This is a genomic window from Butyricimonas muris (assembly GCF_046365375.1).
Classification (GTDB): domain Bacteria; phylum Bacteroidota; class Bacteroidia; order Bacteroidales; family Marinifilaceae; genus Butyricimonas; species Butyricimonas muris.
The window spans coordinates 94,067-112,182 of sequence record NZ_JBKEIT010000011.1 but is presented as its reverse complement, the minus strand read 5'-3'; the positions used below and the strand labels follow the sequence as shown (position 1 = coordinate 112,182).

At 40.8% G+C, this 18,116-nt stretch carries 19 protein-coding genes; all 19 read left to right on the top strand.

Translation table 11 applies throughout. The features are described from left to right. The first annotated feature begins 5 nt into the window (after positions 1 to 5). The 19 genes from ACK8P8_RS17440 to ACK8P8_RS17350 all read left to right on the top strand — a co-directional run bounded on the left by ACK8P8_RS17440 (position 6) and on the right by ACK8P8_RS17350 (position 18,112). Positions 6 to 1,271 (top strand): Coenzyme F420 hydrogenase/dehydrogenase, beta subunit C-terminal domain, encoded by a 1,266-nt coding sequence (locus ACK8P8_RS17440; RefSeq protein WP_369858728.1) that lies wholly within the window; start codon positions 6 to 8, stop codon positions 1,269 to 1,271. Beyond that, positions 1,250 to 2,509, top strand: a complete 1,260-nt coding sequence (locus ACK8P8_RS17435) for a polysaccharide pyruvyl transferase family protein (protein ID WP_369858727.1) — start codon at positions 1,250 to 1,252, stop codon at positions 2,507 to 2,509. The genes ACK8P8_RS17440 and ACK8P8_RS17435 overlap by 22 nt, the downstream gene beginning before the upstream one ends. Further along, complete coding sequence (locus tag ACK8P8_RS17430) at positions 2,493 to 4,421, top strand: heparinase II/III family protein (protein WP_369858726.1); 1,929 nt, start codon at positions 2,493 to 2,495, stop codon at positions 4,419 to 4,421. Before ACK8P8_RS17435 ends, ACK8P8_RS17430 begins: the two co-directional genes overlap by 17 nt. 2 nt (positions 4,422 to 4,423) lie before the next feature. Beyond that, complete coding sequence (gene asnB, locus ACK8P8_RS17425) at positions 4,424 to 6,250, top strand: asparagine synthase (glutamine-hydrolyzing) (protein ID WP_369858725.1); 1,827 nt, start codon at positions 4,424 to 4,426, stop codon at positions 6,248 to 6,250. 10 nt (positions 6,251 to 6,260) lie between these two features. Continuing rightward, positions 6,261 to 6,968: a WecB/TagA/CpsF family glycosyltransferase gene (locus ACK8P8_RS17420; protein WP_369858724.1), complete on the top strand. Its 708-nt coding sequence runs from the start codon at positions 6,261 to 6,263 to the stop codon at positions 6,966 to 6,968. A 2-nt stretch (positions 6,969 to 6,970) separates the two neighbouring features. Then, positions 6,971 to 7,738 (top strand): methionyl-tRNA formyltransferase, encoded by a 768-nt coding sequence (locus ACK8P8_RS17415; protein WP_369858723.1) that lies wholly within the window; start codon positions 6,971 to 6,973, stop codon positions 7,736 to 7,738. A gap of 2 nt (positions 7,739 to 7,740) precedes the next feature. Beyond that, positions 7,741 to 8,589, top strand: a complete 849-nt coding sequence (locus ACK8P8_RS17410) for a polysaccharide deacetylase family protein (protein WP_369858722.1) — start codon at positions 7,741 to 7,743, stop codon at positions 8,587 to 8,589. Between the two features lie 3 nt (positions 8,590 to 8,592). After that, positions 8,593 to 9,069: a WxcM-like domain-containing protein gene (locus ACK8P8_RS17405; protein WP_369858721.1), complete on the top strand. Its 477-nt coding sequence runs from the start codon at positions 8,593 to 8,595 to the stop codon at positions 9,067 to 9,069. A gap of 105 nt (positions 9,070 to 9,174) precedes the next feature. Continuing rightward, positions 9,175 to 9,477: a hypothetical protein gene (locus ACK8P8_RS17400; RefSeq protein WP_369858720.1), complete on the top strand. Its 303-nt coding sequence runs from the start codon at positions 9,175 to 9,177 to the stop codon at positions 9,475 to 9,477. Continuing rightward, positions 9,434 to 9,808: an RteC domain-containing protein gene (locus ACK8P8_RS17395; RefSeq protein WP_410026109.1), complete on the top strand. Its 375-nt coding sequence runs from the start codon at positions 9,434 to 9,436 to the stop codon at positions 9,806 to 9,808. The genes ACK8P8_RS17400 and ACK8P8_RS17395 overlap by 44 nt, the downstream gene beginning before the upstream one ends. A gap of 224 nt (positions 9,809 to 10,032) precedes the next feature. After that, positions 10,033 to 10,659, top strand: coding sequence for a DUF6266 family protein (locus ACK8P8_RS17390; RefSeq protein WP_369858718.1), 627 nt, complete (start codon positions 10,033 to 10,035; stop codon positions 10,657 to 10,659). Then, the gene (locus ACK8P8_RS17385; RefSeq protein WP_369858717.1) at positions 10,656 to 11,033 is read left to right on the top strand and encodes a 3TM-type holin; all 378 of its coding nucleotides are present in this window, start codon (positions 10,656 to 10,658) and stop codon (positions 11,031 to 11,033) included. The genes ACK8P8_RS17390 and ACK8P8_RS17385 overlap by 4 nt, the downstream gene beginning before the upstream one ends. Positions 11,034 to 11,085: 52 nt before the next feature. Beyond that, complete coding sequence (locus ACK8P8_RS17380) at positions 11,086 to 11,667, top strand: N-acetylmuramoyl-L-alanine amidase (protein WP_369858716.1); 582 nt, start codon at positions 11,086 to 11,088, stop codon at positions 11,665 to 11,667. Between the two features lie 73 nt (positions 11,668 to 11,740). Beyond that, positions 11,741 to 12,373 carry a DUF6266 family protein gene (locus ACK8P8_RS17375; RefSeq protein WP_369858714.1) on the top strand — a complete coding sequence of 211 codons (633 nt, stop codon included), beginning with the start codon at positions 11,741 to 11,743 and terminating at the stop codon, positions 12,371 to 12,373. A 165-nt stretch (positions 12,374 to 12,538) separates the two neighbouring features. Next, positions 12,539 to 13,000 carry a division/cell wall cluster transcriptional repressor MraZ gene (mraZ, locus tag ACK8P8_RS17370; protein WP_099294671.1) on the top strand — a complete coding sequence of 154 codons (462 nt, stop codon included), beginning with the start codon at positions 12,539 to 12,541 and terminating at the stop codon, positions 12,998 to 13,000. A gap of 47 nt (positions 13,001 to 13,047) precedes the next feature. Beyond that, positions 13,048 to 13,950: a 16S rRNA (cytosine(1402)-N(4))-methyltransferase RsmH gene (gene rsmH, locus ACK8P8_RS17365; protein ID WP_303179934.1), complete on the top strand. Its 903-nt coding sequence runs from the start codon at positions 13,048 to 13,050 to the stop codon at positions 13,948 to 13,950. Positions 13,951 to 13,957: 7 nt separating this feature from the next. Further along, on the top strand, positions 13,958 to 14,335 hold the full coding sequence (locus ACK8P8_RS17360) for an FtsL-like putative cell division protein (protein WP_186976544.1): 378 nt from the start codon (positions 13,958 to 13,960) through the stop codon (positions 14,333 to 14,335). 164 nt (positions 14,336 to 14,499) lie between these two features. Further along, the gene (locus ACK8P8_RS17355) at positions 14,500 to 16,611 is read left to right on the top strand and encodes a PASTA domain-containing penicillin-binding protein (protein ID WP_369858712.1); all 2,112 of its coding nucleotides are present in this window, start codon (positions 14,500 to 14,502) and stop codon (positions 16,609 to 16,611) included. Positions 16,612 to 16,663: 52 nt separating this feature from the next. Continuing rightward, complete coding sequence (locus ACK8P8_RS17350; RefSeq protein ID WP_369858711.1) at positions 16,664 to 18,112, top strand: UDP-N-acetylmuramoyl-L-alanyl-D-glutamate--2,6-diaminopimelate ligase; 1,449 nt, start codon at positions 16,664 to 16,666, stop codon at positions 18,110 to 18,112. Positions 18,113 to 18,116 lie beyond the last annotated feature (4 nt).

Sequence of the window (18,116 nt, the reverse complement as noted above, 5' to 3'; positions counted from 1 at the left end):
ATTAGATGAGAAATATTCGTTCGGTTATCGAAAATCGATTATGTACAGGATGTGGAGGATGTGGTGAAATTTGTCCACAGAAATGTATTAGAACCTTATTTGATAAGGAGAAGGGATTTTACGTTACTCAAATAGATGAAAGCAAATGTGTGGATTGTGGGTTATGTCAGAAGATTTGTCCGGTTTATACATGGTGTAATAATTCAGGTTGTTTGTTAGTTGGAGAGTATAGGACTATCTATAGTGGTTATTCTAATGATAAAGACTTGCGTTATGATTGTGCGTCCGGGGGATTTACAACATCGTTTTTGATTTTTTTGCTGGATAATAAATATGTCGATGCGGTTATTGCTGCAACACGAGATGAAAAATTTCCGTTACGTTCTAAATTGAGGATTTGTTTTACTAAAGAGGAGGTGTTAGCTTCCAAGGGTTCGGTTTATGCACCGACTTCTTATGGTAGCATCGTGAGTGAATTGTTGGAGGTTTCATGTGAAAGAGTGGCTGTTGTCGGATTACCTTGTCATATTCAAATGTTGAGTAACTTGGAGAAGGTGTGGAAAAAATTGAATGGCAAATTTTTCTTGAAAATTAGTTTAGTATGTGGACACACACCTTCATTGAAAGGGTATGAATATTCTTTGAGACATTTGGGAATAAGGAAAGAAGACGTGAAATTGATTCGTAATAGAGGAGAGGGATGGCCCGGTTTTTTGAAAATAAAGGTGTGTGATGATTGTGAACGCAAAATCGTACACGGAAATAAATATTCTTGGGGAATGGTTTTATCTTCTTCATTATTTACCCCGGATGGATGTTCCCATTGCGTGGATGCTACCGGATACGAAGCTGATATTTCAGTTTGTGATGCATGGTTGCCTAAGTTTGGACAAGATAAGATAGGACGTAATCTAGTGCTTGTTCGTACAGAAAGAGCTGAAGCTATCGTTGGTGAGATGTCTGCAAAAGAGATAGTATCCTTGCAAAAGGAAGAATTAGCGGATTTCGTGCAAGCAAATCACGCTGTATTTAAAGAAAAATTGATTGTAAATGGATATAAAAACAAGATTGTTTTGAGAAAGGGAGTATATGCTAATATACATTTTTTGAAATCAAATTCTTTTGTAGGCTTGTTCTTTATTTATTTGTTCGTGTATTTTGAACGAACATATAAATTGTTGTTGGGTACAAAAGGAATTAATAACGGAGTTTTATTCATGTGTAAAGTAATCAAATATCTTTCTATAAAATGGCTAAGAATATCTTGTTGATACAATGTTATAATGCAAATAAAGGGGATAATTCAGTAGCTCAGACAATGATCGATGCTTTTCGTGAAGATGGATATGAGGTTGTTGTCACTGCTTTTGATGTTGATAAAGCGGAAAAAGAATATAATGTTCAAACAGGAGAATATCTTTTCAGTGTTTGGAAAGCAAGGCAGGCTTCTTCAACATTTTTGATGATATATGAATTATTAAAAGAAGTGATTTGGTTTTTCTATTCCATCTTTATTTTATTTTTTTATAAGTGTGGTATTAAATTGCCATTGCCATATCGAAAGCGAAAAACTATCTCTAATTATTTGAAAGCGGATGTAATCGTTCTGCCCGGCGGGCATTTTTTTACCTCTTTTAATTCGTTAATAAATAATTTATCTCATTATTACGCTATGAGGTTTGCTCAATTACTGGGAAAGAAGACGATGGTTTATGCTCAAACAGTAGGCCCGTATAAAGGTTGTGCTGGTAAGATTGAACGAATTTTGGCTAATAGAGTATTATCAAAATGTGATTGTGTGACATTGAGGGAAAGTAATTCATTGGCAGAATATAATAAGAAAAATTGTGAGGTCACGGCTGAAACGGTTTTTATGACTCCAGTTCCTGTAGATGACCGGATACGAATAGAGGATTTTATTGAATGTGGGGAGGCGGATTTTATAGTGGGAGTAACAATACATCATATTTATTTTAAACATTATTTCTCAAAAGAGGTATACGTGAAGCTAATGGCTAATATTTTTGATGCTATTTTGGCGGAATTTAACTGTCAAGTACTTGTTATTCCAATGGAGGATAAGAGTTTTAGCGAGGGGGATAGAAAGATTGCCCGAGAGATGATAAATGAAGTAAAACACAGAGAGCGAATAAGAGTAATCGATGGAGATTTGAATTCTATAGAAACTGCTAATTTGATAGCCAAGGTAGATGTTTTTATAGGAACGAAAACGCATTCTGTCGTTTACGGTTTAAAAAGTTTTACTCCGACGTTATCAATTTCATACCAACAGAAATCCACAGAATTTATGAAGATGTTCGGGGTGGAAAGATACGCGATTCCGATGAGCCAGTTGTCAGTTAATGTTTTAATGCCTCTCTTTCGAGAATTGCTTGAACGACGAATGGACGTAAGATGTGAGTTAGAGAAGAAATATAGACTCGTAAAAGAAAAGGTGAAACGTAACAATGAATTATTGTATAAATTGTTGAATGATGTATCAGCTTAGATGGTTATTTGATAGATGGCGTATAATGCAACATCCTTATGAAGAAATTTATAGGGTTAATCAACAAATTCAATATCATTGGCGGGATAAAAAATGGGCTAAAAATCCTCCTTTAAAGCATAATTTTAGATGGAAATATTTGTTGAAAGAATATTATTCACGAGATGATATTAGTAGAATTGTTCATCAGTCATTTGGCAATATTTATGTATTTAAATTATTGAATACTGTCATTGATGATATTGTGCATCACACGAATTGGAATTATGATGCTAAGAATAAGATGGTTTGTAAATCTCGCTTTGTGCATGAGATAAATGATTTTGATTATTCTCAAGGAGAAGTAAAATATATATATGAACTTTCACGTTTGTATCAATTGGTTCCTTTGGTCGCTAATTATATTGCAAATAATGATATTGATGGAATTGGGAAATTAAAGTGTACATTAAAAGAATGGTATAAACAAAATCCTTTTCTATATAATGTTGCTTGGAAGTCTGGTAATGTTGTTGGAATTCGTGCAATAAATTTAATTGTTTTCAAGAGTTTATTGGATTTAGTGGATGATGATAGGTCATTTAGTGTATTTTTCAATGATCTGATAGAATTACATTATAGATTTCTAAAATCGCATCTTTCCCTTTATTCTTCTAAAGGAAATCATCATGTAGGTGAGTTGGCAGGATTAATAGCAATTACTGCATCGTTTGATTTTGAACATTCAAAACAAGATTTAGAAGCGTGTTTTCAAGAATTACAAGAAGAGGTATTAAGATTAATTCATAAGGATGGTTTTAATAAAGAACAAGCAACTCGTTATCAAGCTTCATATTTGAATTTGTTTATGATGTCGTTTTTGTTTTGTCAACGGACAGGTTTAATTTGGAAAAATGAAGTTAAAGAACGAATTGAAAATGCTTATTCTTTCCTGAGCGATATGAAGGTGTCAAATGGGGTATTTATACATGTAGGTGATAATGATGATGCTCAATTGATTTATCCTTATCCTGATGGTTCATTTGATATCTATGAATCCATGTTAAATGATTTTGGAGTGTTGTTTGGGAAAAGGGTTGAAGATAATTATCATTTTGATTTAAGAAATTATGTGTTGTTGGGGATGGAGGGTTTTACGAGATATTTTTCTTGTAAAAGGACAGTTCCTCGAAAATCAACTAAAATGACATTGTATAATGATTCCGGATATTTTCGTTATTCGGATGATAAAATTGATTTGTTATTTGATGTGGGGCAAATTGGTTTGTTGCCAACTATGTCACACGGGCATTCGGATATATTGAGTTTTCAATTTTATTACGAGAGAAATCCCATATTGGTAGACACTGGTTCGTATCAATATAATATAAAATATCGCAGGCTAAGAGATTATTTTCATGGTGTGCATTCTCATAATACCATAGCTGTTGAAGGAAAAGATCAAGCTATTTTAGGAACGGGAATGTTTTGGATGAGTAACCCGAATGTACACATAGAAGCATATTCAGCAGAAAGAAATATGGTTTATTGTACGGCTTGGCATGATGGATACGTGAGAAAGGGGATGAATGTATTGCATAAAAGAAATATAAGGATTGAAGAGAAACAAGTGTGTATAGAAGATTCAATAAAAGGACAGGGAGGACTGAGAGCTTTTTTCTATTTACACTTCTATCCGAGTGTTCGAGTGAACCATGTATATGACGAGTTGATGATAGAGGTTGGGCAAACTAAAAATATTGTTATAAAAAATCATTTATTTCATGAGGGAAAATTGATAAAAGGAGATGTTAAGTCATCGTTAGGTTGGTTTTCACCGTCTTATGACAAAGTTGTAGAAACAAATACGTTTGTATTAGAAATAGATTTGAGTGTGGTGAATGAATTGAAAACGATAATCAATTATAAATAAGTATGTGTGGTATTTTGGGGGCGATAAATCGAGAGATTACTTCTGAATTGTTGAATACAATCAAGCATCGGGGACCTGATAGACAATCAATAGTACATGACGTGTTTGAAAGGAATCAGATTGATTTAGCTCATACTAGATTATCCATTGTTGAATTGTCTGAAGCGGGAAATCAACCTATGGAAAGTCGATGCGGAGATTATGTACTTGTATTTAATGGAGAAATATACAATCATTTAGATCTGAGAAAGCAGTTAAGGTTTCAGAATTTTAGAGGATTATCCGATTCTGAAACGTTATTATATTATTTAGTAGAAAATGGAGTTGAAGGATTAAACCGTTTAAACGGTATATTCGCTTTTGCTTTTTGGAAAAGGAGAACGGGAGAATTGATATTGGCACGGGATAAGTATGGAGTAAAACCATTATATTATTATTATGACGAAAAATCATTGATGTTTTCTTCTGAGATCCGTCCTCTTGAACAGGCATTGCGTGTTGGGTTGGATCAAGATGTTTTGCCGATTTTATTGTCATTGAGATATGTACCATCTCCATACACACTTTTTAAAGGAGTAAAGAAATTACCTCCCGGGCACTATATGTGTTGTAGAGTAAAAGAAAGAAATATAGAATTTGATGTTTTAAGTTATGATATTCATAAAGTTCAATATTGTGATTTATCATTTGGAGAAGCAGTAAAGATTTATGGAGAGAGGTTTGATAAAGCCGTTGAACGACAAATGATGTCAGATGTGGAATTAGGAATATTATTAAGCGGGGGGATAGATTCTGCATTAGTTGCAAGTTCTGCAATAAAACATTCAACGCAAAAACTGAAAGCTTTCACGGTTGGTTTCGATTCTAAATTTGCCGTAAATGAATTGGATAATGCAGCTTATACTGCAAAACAATTTGGATTAGAGCATCATACTGTGAAGATTTCTTCAAGTTCTTTTTTTAGTATTTTTGAAGAATGTTCTCGTATAGTTGAAGAACCATTGGCTACAACTTCTTTTATTCCAATGTATTACCTGTCAAAATTGGCAGCGCAAACGGTGAAGGTTGTTTTGACAGGTCAAGGAGCAGACGAGCCATTGGGAGGATATGGGCGTTATCAAGGAGAGATCTTACATGAAAATTATCCTTTGTTTTTTTGGAAGATTGTTGCTTCTTTGGTTAAATTATCTGGGTGTAAAAAAGAATCTTTAATAAGAGGAGCTAATTCTTTACCGATAAAAGATGATATACGTCGCTATTTAAGCGTGTATAGTTTGTTTACTCCGACAGAAATTGAGGTTCTTACGGGAAGTAAATCAGAAAAATCCATCCAGTTGATAGAATACTATTACAATTTATTGAATTGTAAATTTTATAAAACTTCAGCGGAACGCATGATGGCAATAGACCAACGTATGGATTTGCCGGATGATCTTTTATTGTATACAGATAAAATAACAATGAATTTTTCTGTAGAATGTCGAGTACCTTTATTGGATTATGACTTGATGGATTTTCTTGATTCTTTGCCTTTGTCTTATAAGGTTTCCATGGGAAAAACAAAAATTATACACCGGGAATACGCAAAATTAGTATTGCCGAAAGAAATCGTTGATCGTCCCAAGTTAGGGTTTCAATCTCCAACAAACATTTGGTTTCGTGAGGCATTTGAAGAAGTAGAACATTTATTAATAGGGAAGGATAGTAAACTGTTAGATTATTTGGATAGAAAAGAAATTAGAAATATTTTGTTACAACATAAAAATGGGTATAATAGGGATAAACAGATATTCTTGTTATTGGGATTGAGGTATTGGTTGGATAAATAAATAGAATTTTATGAAGAGTGATGCTATTTATGTGAATGGTATAAAAGTTTATCCTTTTACTTCGGAAGAGGAATTGCTAGAGAGTGTAAATCGGCAAAAAGGGATTCTTATTGCGATAAATGCCGAAAAGATTATGAATGCAAGTGAAGAAATTCGGACTATTATAAGTCAAAATATAGGATATTGTGATGGAGTTGGTACTGTGATAGCCTTGAAAAAGAAAGGATATAATAAAGTAATAAAAATTGCAGGATGCGAACTGTGGTTGAGGATTATTAAAGAATACTATAAGGAAGGAAAGACTTTTTATTTGATAGGAGGTAAGCAGGAAGTAATAGAACGTACTGTGGCAAAATTGAAAAAAGAATTTCTTGGGATTCAAATTGTTAATTATCGGAATGGATATATTAAAACAAAAGAGGAACGGCAAGTATTAATTCAAGATGTGATTGATAAACGTCCGGATGTTGTGTTTGTTGCCATGGGATCACCAAAACAGGAATTGTTAATGCAAGAGATGTTAAAGCGACATCTTGCTATTTATCAGGGGTTAGGGGGGAGTTTTGATGTATATACCGGATTGGTGAAACGTGCTCCTAAATTTTTCCAAAAATTAGGTCTTGAATGGTTTTATCGACTTTTGTGTCAACCTAAAAGAATTGCACGGCAGTGGGTATATGTAAAATTTATGTTTTATTGTTATATGAATAAACTTTAAGTATGCGTATTGTATTACTGACACAAGCAGATCCTTTTTATTTAGCTGAGAACTTAGATTTTTTATTGAGTCACCTACCTTTTCATTCGGATGTTGTTGCAACCGTATTATTTGAGGTTTCTCCTTTTGGCAAAAGAGAATCTTGGGGAGCAAAAATGAAAAGGACTTATCAAGTGTTTGGCTTTAAATTTTTTATGCATTATAGTTTTACCTTTTTGTTTAATAAACTAAAATCCAGTAAAAATGTGAGGAAAGTTTTGCAAAAATATAAGGTACCTATAATTTCTTTGAACAGAGGAGTAAATCATCCAGAATCGTTAGGAATAATAAGATCTTATTATCCTGATTTGTTGATCTCTATTGCCGGTAATCAGATTTTTAAAAAAGAGTTGATAGATTTAGCACCATGTGGTTGTTTGAATTTACATACAGCTTTGTTGCCTAAATATCGTGGTTTAATGCCTTCCTTTTGGGTATTAAAAAATAACGAGAAAGAAACAGGGGTGTCCGTGTTTTTTGTGAATGAAGGGATTGATAGTGGTGATATACTTGTTCAAGAAAATATTCCACTGACAGAAGGAATGACGCAAGAGCAGTTGATTAAGGTAAGTAAGCATATAGGTATGAAAGCTATTATAAAAGCTATTGAAAAAATTCATGGTGGGAATTACATATTAATACCAAATGATGATTCGGGAAAATCATATTATTCTTTTCCGACGAAAGAAGATGTAAAGGAGTTTTATCGCAAAGGAAAGAGATTTTTTTGATTATGAATATACTTTCATTTGATGTTGAGGAATGGTTTCACCTTCTTGATAATGATTCAACACGTACCGAGGCACAGTGGAAAAATTATGAAGTTCGTATTCACGAGAATATGGAACGAATTTTTCGTATTTTAGAAGATACGGATACGAAGGCAACTTTTTTTGTTATTGGTTGGATTGCTAAGACCTATCCGGATATAGTAAAACGTATTGCGGAGAAGTATGAGATTGGGAGCCACACGATGAATCATCAATTGATTTGGCAGCAGAATCATAAAGAGTTTCGAGAGGATATTGAGGCTTCTGTAAAGTTATTGGAAGATATTACGGGACAGAAAGTGAGGGCTTTTAGAGCCCCTGGATTTTCGATGCGAGAAAGTGAGGGGTGGGCAATTGAAGAACTTCATCGGGTTGGTGTTACGATTGATTGTTCTGTTTTTCCCGCTCATCATGCTCACGGTGGGATGTCATCTTATGCTATGCCGGAGCCGAGTATTATTGATTATAATGGTATTCAAATGAAGGAATTTCCGGTAAGTACGAAGCAAATAATGGGAAAACATATTATTTTTTCTGGTGGGGGATATTTTAGGTTAATTCCTTATTGGCTGTTGAAAAAATGGGCTCAAGATTGTGATAATTATCTACTTTCATATATTCATCCTCGGGATTTAGATGCGGGGCAACCGTTGATTAAGGAATTGAATATGGTTCGTCGTTTCAAGAGTTATTATGGCTTGAAAGGGGCGGAGAAAAAGTTGAAAAGGTTTCTGGATGATTTCCATTTTGTGGATATCGCTACAGCGGAAAAGATGGTTGACTGGAATAATGTACCTATTGTAAAAATATGATTTATGTTTGACATGGATTTTATGGAAGGCAGAAAAGAAATTGAGGTTATCGAAGGAGAGATTTTCACGGATTACCGCGGGGTGATTTCTTCTTTGAATGGTTTTGATTTTGAAGGGGTGGAGAGGTTCTATTTTATCCATCATCCGGACGTTAATGTGGTAAGAGGGTGGCATGCGCATCAATTCGAGAAGAAATGGTTTTATTGTGTGAAGGGGGCATTCACGATCGGGTTGGTGAAGATTGATGACTGGGAGCACCCGAGTGAGAATTTGAGGGCAGAGGTGTTTCATTTGTCGGAGGCGAGAAGTGAGATTGTTTGTGTGCCGGAGGGGTATGGAAATTGTATTAAGGCGGAAGAGCCGGGGGCCGTGTTGTTGGTGTTTTCGGGCAAAAGGTACGAGGAGGCGTTGGTGGATAGTTGGCGGTATGATAAGGATTTGTGGGTGGATTGGGAGAAGGGGGAGGCGAGATTTAAATGATTTGCGATTTATGATTTTGTGATTGATGATTAAGAAATTGATGATATGCCTTGGGCGGAGTGTGCCCGGGGCTTTTTTATTTTAATAATTTGTAATATTTATGCTATGAAAAATTTATTAAAAACAAAGTTTTTCGCTTTGTTGACTGAAGATTTAAGTGCAAGTTTTGAAGACGAGAGGTTTAAAACGGCAATTCGGGAGTTTGCAGGGGATTTGCGAGAGGTGGGCGAGGCGGAGGGTGAGCTCCTTGTTCGGGAAAGAATGTTGGAGAGTGCCCGGGTGGGTTTGGAATTCTGGTTGGAGCGTGTTGAGAGTGGGGACGCTTTCGGGAAAAAATGGGGGGGATATTTGTTGTTATATTCACGTGGCGTTGAGTTTAGTGGAGGCGGAGTGTCGTTGGTCACGTGAACGTGGGGATTGTCGGAAAACGAACGATGACAGGGAACAGCCCCGGGTGATGATTCAATGGAAGTCAACGAAGTACAAAATGATGATCATAGAGTTAATCGAGGGGCTGGTGCTGGTGGACGAACTATATTCGCCTGTTGGAGATGCGTTGGGCGAGAAAGAGTTGGTGGGGATGTTGAAAGAGGTGTTTGGGGTGGATATTTCTAATTATCAACAGCTGAGGGATCAGTTTTTTGAGCGCACACGGGAACTGACGCCTTTTTTGAAGCGGATGATTACCGCTATTTTGAAGGAAGCGGACAGCAGGCGTGCGTGGAAGAAGAAAAAATGAGTTGATTTAGAAATTCAGTGATTTGATGATTGCCGATTGGGTGATTCCTGGAAGGGGGTGGCTTGATTGGCAATTTTTATTTTTGGAAGCGGGGTGATATATAGGGGGTTACGGGGAATTGTTATGAATTAATAATTAGGTGTAGTAAGTGAGTTATGGGGATGCACTAATATTGCATTCGCAAATCAAGGTGATTTGTAGTAATCATTTAAAAGAAAAAAGTTATGGCAAAATTGAGTAGTGTTTTGAAACTAAGAGGACGAGTCGGGAATGTCGTCTTTTGTGAACGGGGCGGAAAGCCTTACATGAGGGCTTTGCCGTCGGAGGTGAGGAACCCGAAAACAGAGAAGCAGGAATTGGTGCGCTCGAAATTTAGAGTTGCAGTGGAATTTTACTGTCGGGTGAAAGATACTCCTATCAGGAAAATCTGGAACGAGTCGGCGGAGGGGATCGCGGTTAACGGGTACGCTTTACACATGAAATTGAACATGAAGGCGTTCAAGGGAGATGGTAGAATCGGGGATTTTTCGCAGATGCATTTTTCGGCAGGGACGAGGCAGTGCGTGTATGATTTGGAAGGAAGGATGGATCAGGAGGGACGGGTGGAATTATACTGGAATAACGGGACTGGAAAGGTGTGTGCCGAGATGGACGACCGGTTGGGTGTGATCGTGATTTACGGGAATCGGGAATTTGTGCCGATGGTCGTGGAGGGTGTGGAAGCCCGGCGGAGGGATGAGCGTGCAAGTTTTCGAGTAGAACGGGAGGAGGGCGTGAAGGTACATTTGTATTGTTTTTTCGTGTCGGAAGAGGGAACGAAGTATTCAAATTCTCAATACATCTGTTTATGAGCGGGTTGAATCCGATAACGAGCGTGGCGGACGCCGTGAGTGGACTGGTGGAACGACTGACATTGCCTGCTCGTGAGAAGAAACAATTGGAGGCTGACGTGTTGCGGTTGTTGCTGGAAAGAGAAAAGGAGTTGTTGCGGGTACGGGCAGCGTTGTTGCAGGAGGAGGGGAAAGGGAATTGGTTGCAACGGTCGTGGCGGCCTTTGGTGATGCTGACGTTTGCCGCGGTGATTCTGATAGGTACGTTCACGAATATATCGATTCTCTCGGATTCTTCCCGTTTTTGGGATTTGTTGGAGATTGGGTTGGGTGGCTACGTGGTCGGGAGAAGTGGGGAGAAAATTTTGATGACCCTCGCAAAAGGCAGACGCTGATTTTAGATTTATGATTTACGATTTTAGATTATTGATTTAATATTGTTGATATATGGGATTTTCAATTGTAAAACACCGATTGGTGGGGGATGGGGTGATTCGCGTGGATTGCGTGAAGAATACACAGGTTATTGCCGGACCGGATATGATTATATTGCATTATACGGCGGGGGCTAGTGTTATGTCATCGGCTCGTTATCTGGCAAGACCGGATGTGGGGGCTTCGGCTCATCTGGTAATCGGGAGAGCGGGAGAAGTAGTTCAGTTGGTGCCGTTTAATATTGTGGCTTGGCATGCCGGGAGAAGTCGGTACGCGGGACGGATCGGGTTGAATTATTGTTCGTTGGGGATAGAGTTGGATAATCTGGGACAGCTTCGGCAGGAAGGGGGAAAATTTGTGGCGGAGTGCGGGGTGGTTGTGTCTTTTGAGGATGTGTATGTTGATGAGTCGGGACGGGAAAAAACTTATTGGCATAAGTATACTAAGGTGCAGGAAAGGGTGCTGGCAGAGGTGTGCGGGGTTTTGACAAACTGTTATCCTATTGACGAAATTGTGGGACATTCGGATGTGACGGAGAGAAAGGTGGATCCCGGACCGGCATTGCGGTTACCGGATTGGATGAGGTATTACTGATTTACGATTTTAGATTTACAGATAGAAATCGAGTGTTTATTTTTTTATTTATTCATTTTTAAATTTTATTGTTATGGCAAAATTTAATTCTTATTTATTAGGAAAGGTAACGAAGTCGGTTGGTAACGTGACGATGTGTTACATGAACAAGCAGAATATCGCTAGAGCGAAGATTTTTTCGAGAAAGGACAATCCGACCCCGGAGGTGTTGACTCAACGGGCGAAGATGAAGGCGTTGATCGAATTGTCGCGTTGGCTGCTGCCCGTGGTGCAGAAAGGGTTTCGGGGAATCGGGAGCGGAACGACTTCCAATGCGTTCGTTTCTTTGAATATGGGATGCGTGAGTGTTGATGAGGATTACACGGTAACGGTGGATTATGCCCGGATGCTCGTGGCTGCCGGAATCAGGAATACGCCGAAAGTTTCCGTGACGTATGATTCGGATGCGAGTAAGTACGCGTTCGTGCAGGAGGCTGAAGAAGCGGAAGAGGGGTATGCTGCCGGTGATGACTTGGTGTATGCCGTGTTGTATGAAACAGAAGTGCAACGGGCTAGATTGGTGGCATTGCGAGTCCGGGGTGAAGGTGGAAGCACGAGTTATGCGTTGCCTGATAATTGGTCGGCGGAGAACGTGAAAGCCTATTGTTTCGCGATGAAGAAGGGCGGAAAGGTCTGTTCGAATAGCGTGAGTTTGACGGTAGGGTAATTTGAGAACGAGGGTGCGTTTTAACGTACCCTCTGTTTTGTATCTTCGTGTGTTTAAATGCTTGTATTTTAAATTGTTATAATTTTAATAATAAAAAAGTGGGAGAAAGTGGTTTGAAGTGGGAAATATTTTAATAACTTTACATCACTAAATTGGATGAAGAATATGTTGTCGTTTATAGGAGATTATACATGTAAGTTGGATAGCAAAGGACGCTTGGTTGTTCCGGCTGTTTTTCGCAAGGAAATGCAGGCCGGGCAGGAGGGTTCTTTCGTGTTGCAGCGGAATATTTTCGAGACATGTATAGATGTTTATCCCAAGGGCGAATGGTTGCGGCTGGTCGAAGAATTGCGGGCTAAATTGAGCCCGTTCAATCAAGAGCATATGAGGTTCCGGAGAGGTTTTTTTCATGGAGCGCTGGAGGTGGAACTGGATGCTAACGGACGTATTCTGATTCCTCGCAAGATGCTTGAGCAGGTAGCGATAGAGGGTGACGAGATCGTGTTGGTGGGTTTGGATTCGAAGATTGAAATTTGGGATAAAATAAAGTACGAAGAGGGGGCGATGAGTACGGAGGAATTTGTACTTTTGACGGATAAATTGAATTTCGGGAATTTAGGATTGTGATGTGTTGAAAATGAGGGTTCAAGGGTAAGAAATTAAATTTAAAAGATATGGAATCGTTGTATCATGTGCCGGTTTTGTTGGAAGAGTCCGTTTCCGGGTTGAATATAGACCCGGAGGGGGTATATCTTGATTTGACTTTCGGAGGAGGTGGTCATTCGAGGGAGATATTAAGACACTTGGGTGGCGGTTGCCTGATAGGATTTGATCAGGATTCTGATGCATTGGCAAATGTGCCGGATGATAGTCGGTTTATTTTCGTGAATCATAATTTCCGGTATCTGCGGAATTTTTTGCGGTATTGCGGATATGATAATGCGGATGGTATATTAGCCGATCTGGGGGTATCGTCACACGAGTTTGACGAGGCGGGGCGGGGATTCTCGTTTCGTTTTGATGCGGAACTGGATATGCGCATGAACCGGAGAGGACGATTGAAAGCAACGGATATATTAAATTCGTACAGCGAGGAGGAGCTGATTCGGGTGTTCCGGGAGTATGGTGAAGTAGATAATGCCCGCGGGTTGGTCAGCTTGATAATCAAAGCACGGGAGGAGAGGCCGATTGGACGTTCGGAAGAGTTTTTGCAAGTGATTGCGCCTCGTGTCCCGAAACAAAAGGAAAAGAAGTATTTGGCACAAGTGTATCAAGCGTTGCGTATAGAGGTAAACGGGGAATTGGATGCATTGAAAGAGATGTTGCAGCAAGCGGAGTTGGCATTGCGTCCGGGGGGACGATTGGTGGTGATTACCTATCATTCACTGGAAGACCGGATCGTGAAAAATTTCTTGAAGAGCGGGAATTTCGAGGGAAAGATCGAGAAAGATTTTTACGGACACGTGAAACGGAATTTCGAGTTGGTGAACCGTAAAGTGATCGTGCCATCGGATGAAGAGATCGAACGCAATCCGAGGGCCAGAAGTGCTAAATTGAGAATTGCGGAAAAAATATAGTAAGGGTATGAAGTGGTTCAAGAAGAAGAAAGTAAAGGATTTTGTATCTCCTTCGCAGGAACAGAAGGAGGTACTTGCCGAGTCCATGAAAGAGGTGTTGGACGGACGGTTGCTTGCCGATACCGTGTTGCGCCGAAATATGGTTTTTATTCTTTTTCTGACATTGCTTGGTATTTTATACATAGCGAACGGGTATAATACAGAGAAATTGTTTATGAAAAAGGTGGCGTTGGAGAAAGAGTTGAGCGACCTGCGCTTTGAATCGGTAACAACCTCGTCGGAATTGATGCGCATCAGTGTGCCGTCGGAGGTGGAAAGACGGGTGAAAGAAGCCGGGTTGGATCTGGTGCAGAGTAAGGAACCGCCGATAAAGATAGAGAAATGAAAAGAGTCCGTAAAGTCCATAAGGTCAGTAAAGTCTGTAAGGTCACGGGTGTCCTTCGGACGGAATGTATCGGCGGCAGAACTGCCGTGGTTAAAGTGATTGATAGGAAGGTATGGACCTTTGACCTTATAGACTTTATGAACCTTATAGACTAATTTAGGAATATGGCATCTTCGATGAAACATGAGTTGGCTGGACGACTGGGGCTTGTTTACCTGGTGGTGATCGGGATTGCGGTGTTGATCGTGGTGCAGGCTTTGTACGTTCAGGTGTGGAAAGGGGATGAGTTGAGGAAGCAGGTGCAGAATGTTTCAAGGAAAGATTTTACGGTAGCCCCGATTCGGGGAAATATATATGCCGATGACGGACGTATTCTGGCGAGTTCTGTGCCGTATTATTCGTTAAGGTTTGATTGCGTGGCGGTGGCGGATACATTGTTTAAAAGAAAAGTGGATAGTCTGGCAATTTGCCTGTCGCGGTTTTTCGGGGATGCTCCCGCTTCAGAATACAGGCAAAAGTTGTGGAAAGGGAAATACGGGGCGAAGGCTAATCGTTATCTGTTGATTAACAAGAAGAAAATTTCTTACACCGAATTGATGAAGGTTAAGAAATTTCCTATTTTTCGGGAGAGAGGTACCCGAAGCGGTTTGATTCTCGAACGGGAGAATGTGCGGTTGCAGCCGCATAGAGATTTGGCGTATCGTACCGTGGGATATCTGAATGAGGCGGAAGATGGAACTTTCGAGGGGCGCGTGGGGCTTGAGGGAGCTTTCGAGAAACAATTGCGCGGGGTGCCGGGAAGGAGTTACCGGCAAATGATGTCCGGAAGGTGGATTTCCGTGACGGTAGATGAACCGATAGACGGGAATGACGTGGTGACGACTATAAACGTGGATTGTCAAGATATCGTGCAAGGGGCATTGACTCGCCAGTTGGAATATTATAAGGCGAATGCCGGTACGGCTATTTTAATGGACGTGAAGACGGGGGATATCAAAGCAATCGCGAATGTGTCGAAAACGGCAACGGGTTACCGTGAGGTGTTGAATAACGCGATCGGTGATGCTGCCGAACCGGGGTCGGTAATCAAGGCGGCTACTATGGTAGCTCTGTTGGAGGACGGGTACGTGCTGCCCACGGACACGATAGATTTGGGTAAAGGGATATACACGCATAACGGGGTAACTTTACGGGAGTCCAGAACTCCTATCGGGAAAGTAACCGTACAGTCTATTTTCGAGCGTTCTCTGAATGGAATCACGGAACTGGTATATGAACGTTATCGCGAGCAACCGGAAAAATTCGTGAACCGTTTGTACGCGATGGGGTTGAACCGAAAGGTGGGTATTGATATAGTGGGGGAAGCGGAGCCTTATATCAAGTATCCCACGGATAAGTCGTGGAGCGGTACTTCTTTGCGGTGGATGAGTTTCGGGTACGAGTTGCAGGTGACTCCGTTACAAGTGTTGGCGTTTTACAATGCTTTGGCAAATGACGGCAAGAAAATGAAACCCCGTATCGTGAAAGAAATCCGGGAGGGTAGCCGGGTGATAGAGCGTTTTGAGCCTGAGGTGGCTATGAATAAAATATGCAGCAAGCAGACGCTGGCTTATATGCGACAGATGATGGAGGGTGTCGTGGAGAACGGAACTGCCAAAAATCTGAAAAATGCAGCTTGTAAGATAGCGGGTAAAACAGGAACGGCAAAAGTGGCGGCAGGGAAAAAGGGGTACAAGGCGGAGCCGAAGTATCGGGCAAGTTTCGTGGGATATTTTCCGGCTGACAAACCTCTGTACTCGTGTATTGTCGTGGTGGATAATCCTTCCACGTCGGTGGGATATTACGGTAATGTGGTTTCGGGAAATGTGTTCCGGGAGATTGCCGACAAGGTATATTCAATGGCGTCATTGATGAGGCACGATGAGCAGGAGGAAGAAATAGACCGGACTCTGCCTATCAGTCAGAACGGGTTGAAGGATGATTTTTTGGCTATATATGACGAGTTGGGTATTGACGTGACGGACGAGGCGGGGAATGCCGATTGGGTGATGACGTCACGGGATAAAGAGGGGAAGGAGTTTGAACTGAAAGCCCGGAGCGTGGATTTCTCCGTGGTGCCGAACGTGAAAGGGATGGGGTTACGGGATGCGTTATACTTGCTGGAGAATAGCGGGCTGAAAGTCGGGGTGAGCGGAGCGGGTACCGTAAGCAGTCAATCGTTGACACCGGGGCAGCGGGTGCAGAAGGGAAGTTATGTAGGGATAGTATTGAAGTAATTTTAGATTTAAAATTTTAGATTTTAGATTGAAAAGATAATAATTTAGAGCAATGAAATTAAGGGATTTGTTAGAAGGGATAGCTTGTGAGATTGTGCAAGGGGATTCGGGTGTAGAGATACACGCGATTCATTTCGATTCCCGGAAGGTTGGTAAAGGGGATGTATTTGTTGCCCAGCGGGGTGTTAGTGTTGACGGGCATGCATTTATCGGCAAGGCGGTTGCCTTGGGTGCGGTTGGCGTGATTTGTGAAGATGTGCCGGAAAGTCTGCCGGACGGGGTAACCGTGGTGAAGGTGGCGAATTCATCGGATGCGTTGGGATGGATGGCATCCGCTTATTACGGGCATCCGTCGCGGGAAATGAAACTTGTCGGGGTGACCGGAACGAACGGGAAGACGACAACGGCGACATTGCTGTACGAGGTGGCACGGTTGGCGGGCAAACAAGCCGGTTTGTTATCGACGGTTTGTAATTACGTGGGGGACGAGAAAGTACATGCTACACATACGACACCGGATGCGTTGGAGATTAATTCACTGATGCGGCGTATGGTGGACGAGGGGTGCGAATATTGTTTTATGGAGGTGAGTTCCCATGCGGCGGATCAGCGACGTGTTAGCGGTTTGGATTTTGACGGTGCTATATTTTCAAATATTACACACGATCATTTGGATTACCACAAAACGTTTCGGGCGTATATCGAGGCGAAGAAGGGATTTTTCGATCGTTTGTCCGCGAAGGCTTTCGCGTTGACGAATGCGGACGACAAGAATGGTATGGTCATGTTGCAGAACACGAAAGCACGTAAATATACTTACTCCTGCAAGCGTATGGCGGATTTTAATTGTAAAATATTGGAACGCCATTTGGACAGCATGTTATTATTGCTGGACGGGAGTGAGGTTTGGACAAAGTTTACGGGAGATTTTAACGCGTATAATTTGCTTGCCGTGTATTCCGCGGCTCGCTTGTTAGGCTTCGAGAAAGAAGAGTTGTTACCCGTGATGAGTATGTTGGTTCCGGTGTCGGGACGATTTGAAACAATTTTGTCCCGGGATGGAATTATGGCGATCGTGGATTATGCCCATACGCCGGATGCTTTGGAGAATGTGTTATCGACAATCAGCGGGTTGAAAAAAGACGGTAAGGTGATTACCGTGGTCGGTGCCGGTGGTGACCGTGACCGGACGAAGCGTCCGGAGATGGCTGAAGTTGCTTGTCGATTGAGTGACCGGATTGTGTTGACTTCCGACAATCCTCGAAGCGAGGAACCCGCGGCGATTATAGAGGATATGCGTGCGGGAGTACCGGAGGATGCCCGTGCTCGGGTGTTGGCGATAACCGACCGGAAGGAGGCGATACGTACGGCACTGATGCTGGCAAAACCGGACGATATTGTGCTGGTTGCCGGTAAAGGACATGAGGATTATCAGGAAATAAAAGGAGTGAAACATCATTTTGATGATAAAGAGATTATAAAGGAAATATTTAAGTTGTAGTGTC

Coding starts and splice junctions, on each gene's coding strand:
- ACK8P8_RS17440 (WP_369858728.1), top strand. CDS start 6: ATGAGAAATATTCGTTCGGTTATCGAAAATCGATTATGTACAGGATGT.
- ACK8P8_RS17435 (WP_369858727.1), top strand. CDS start 1,250: ATGGCTAAGAATATCTTGTTGATACAATGTTATAATGCAAATAAAGGG.
- ACK8P8_RS17430 (WP_369858726.1), top strand. CDS start 2,493: ATGATGTATCAGCTTAGATGGTTATTTGATAGATGGCGTATAATGCAA.
- asnB (WP_369858725.1), top strand. CDS start 4,424: ATGTGTGGTATTTTGGGGGCGATAAATCGAGAGATTACTTCTGAATTG.
- ACK8P8_RS17420 (WP_369858724.1), top strand. CDS start 6,261: ATGAAGAGTGATGCTATTTATGTGAATGGTATAAAAGTTTATCCTTTT.
- ACK8P8_RS17415 (WP_369858723.1), top strand. CDS start 6,971: ATGCGTATTGTATTACTGACACAAGCAGATCCTTTTTATTTAGCTGAG.
- ACK8P8_RS17410 (WP_369858722.1), top strand. CDS start 7,741: ATGAATATACTTTCATTTGATGTTGAGGAATGGTTTCACCTTCTTGAT.
- ACK8P8_RS17405 (WP_369858721.1), top strand. CDS start 8,593: ATGTTTGACATGGATTTTATGGAAGGCAGAAAAGAAATTGAGGTTATC.
- ACK8P8_RS17400 (WP_369858720.1), top strand. CDS start 9,175: ATGAAAAATTTATTAAAAACAAAGTTTTTCGCTTTGTTGACTGAAGAT.
- ACK8P8_RS17390 (WP_369858718.1), top strand. CDS start 10,033: ATGGCAAAATTGAGTAGTGTTTTGAAACTAAGAGGACGAGTCGGGAAT.
- ACK8P8_RS17385 (WP_369858717.1), top strand. CDS start 10,656: ATGAGCGGGTTGAATCCGATAACGAGCGTGGCGGACGCCGTGAGTGGA.
- ACK8P8_RS17380 (WP_369858716.1), top strand. CDS start 11,086: ATGGGATTTTCAATTGTAAAACACCGATTGGTGGGGGATGGGGTGATT.
- ACK8P8_RS17375 (WP_369858714.1), top strand. CDS start 11,741: ATGGCAAAATTTAATTCTTATTTATTAGGAAAGGTAACGAAGTCGGTT.
- mraZ (WP_099294671.1), top strand. CDS start 12,539: ATGTTGTCGTTTATAGGAGATTATACATGTAAGTTGGATAGCAAAGGA.
- rsmH (WP_303179934.1), top strand. CDS start 13,048: ATGGAATCGTTGTATCATGTGCCGGTTTTGTTGGAAGAGTCCGTTTCC.
- ACK8P8_RS17360 (WP_186976544.1), top strand. CDS start 13,958: ATGAAGTGGTTCAAGAAGAAGAAAGTAAAGGATTTTGTATCTCCTTCG.
- ACK8P8_RS17355 (WP_369858712.1), top strand. CDS start 14,500: ATGGCATCTTCGATGAAACATGAGTTGGCTGGACGACTGGGGCTTGTT.
- ACK8P8_RS17350 (WP_369858711.1), top strand. CDS start 16,664: ATGAAATTAAGGGATTTGTTAGAAGGGATAGCTTGTGAGATTGTGCAA.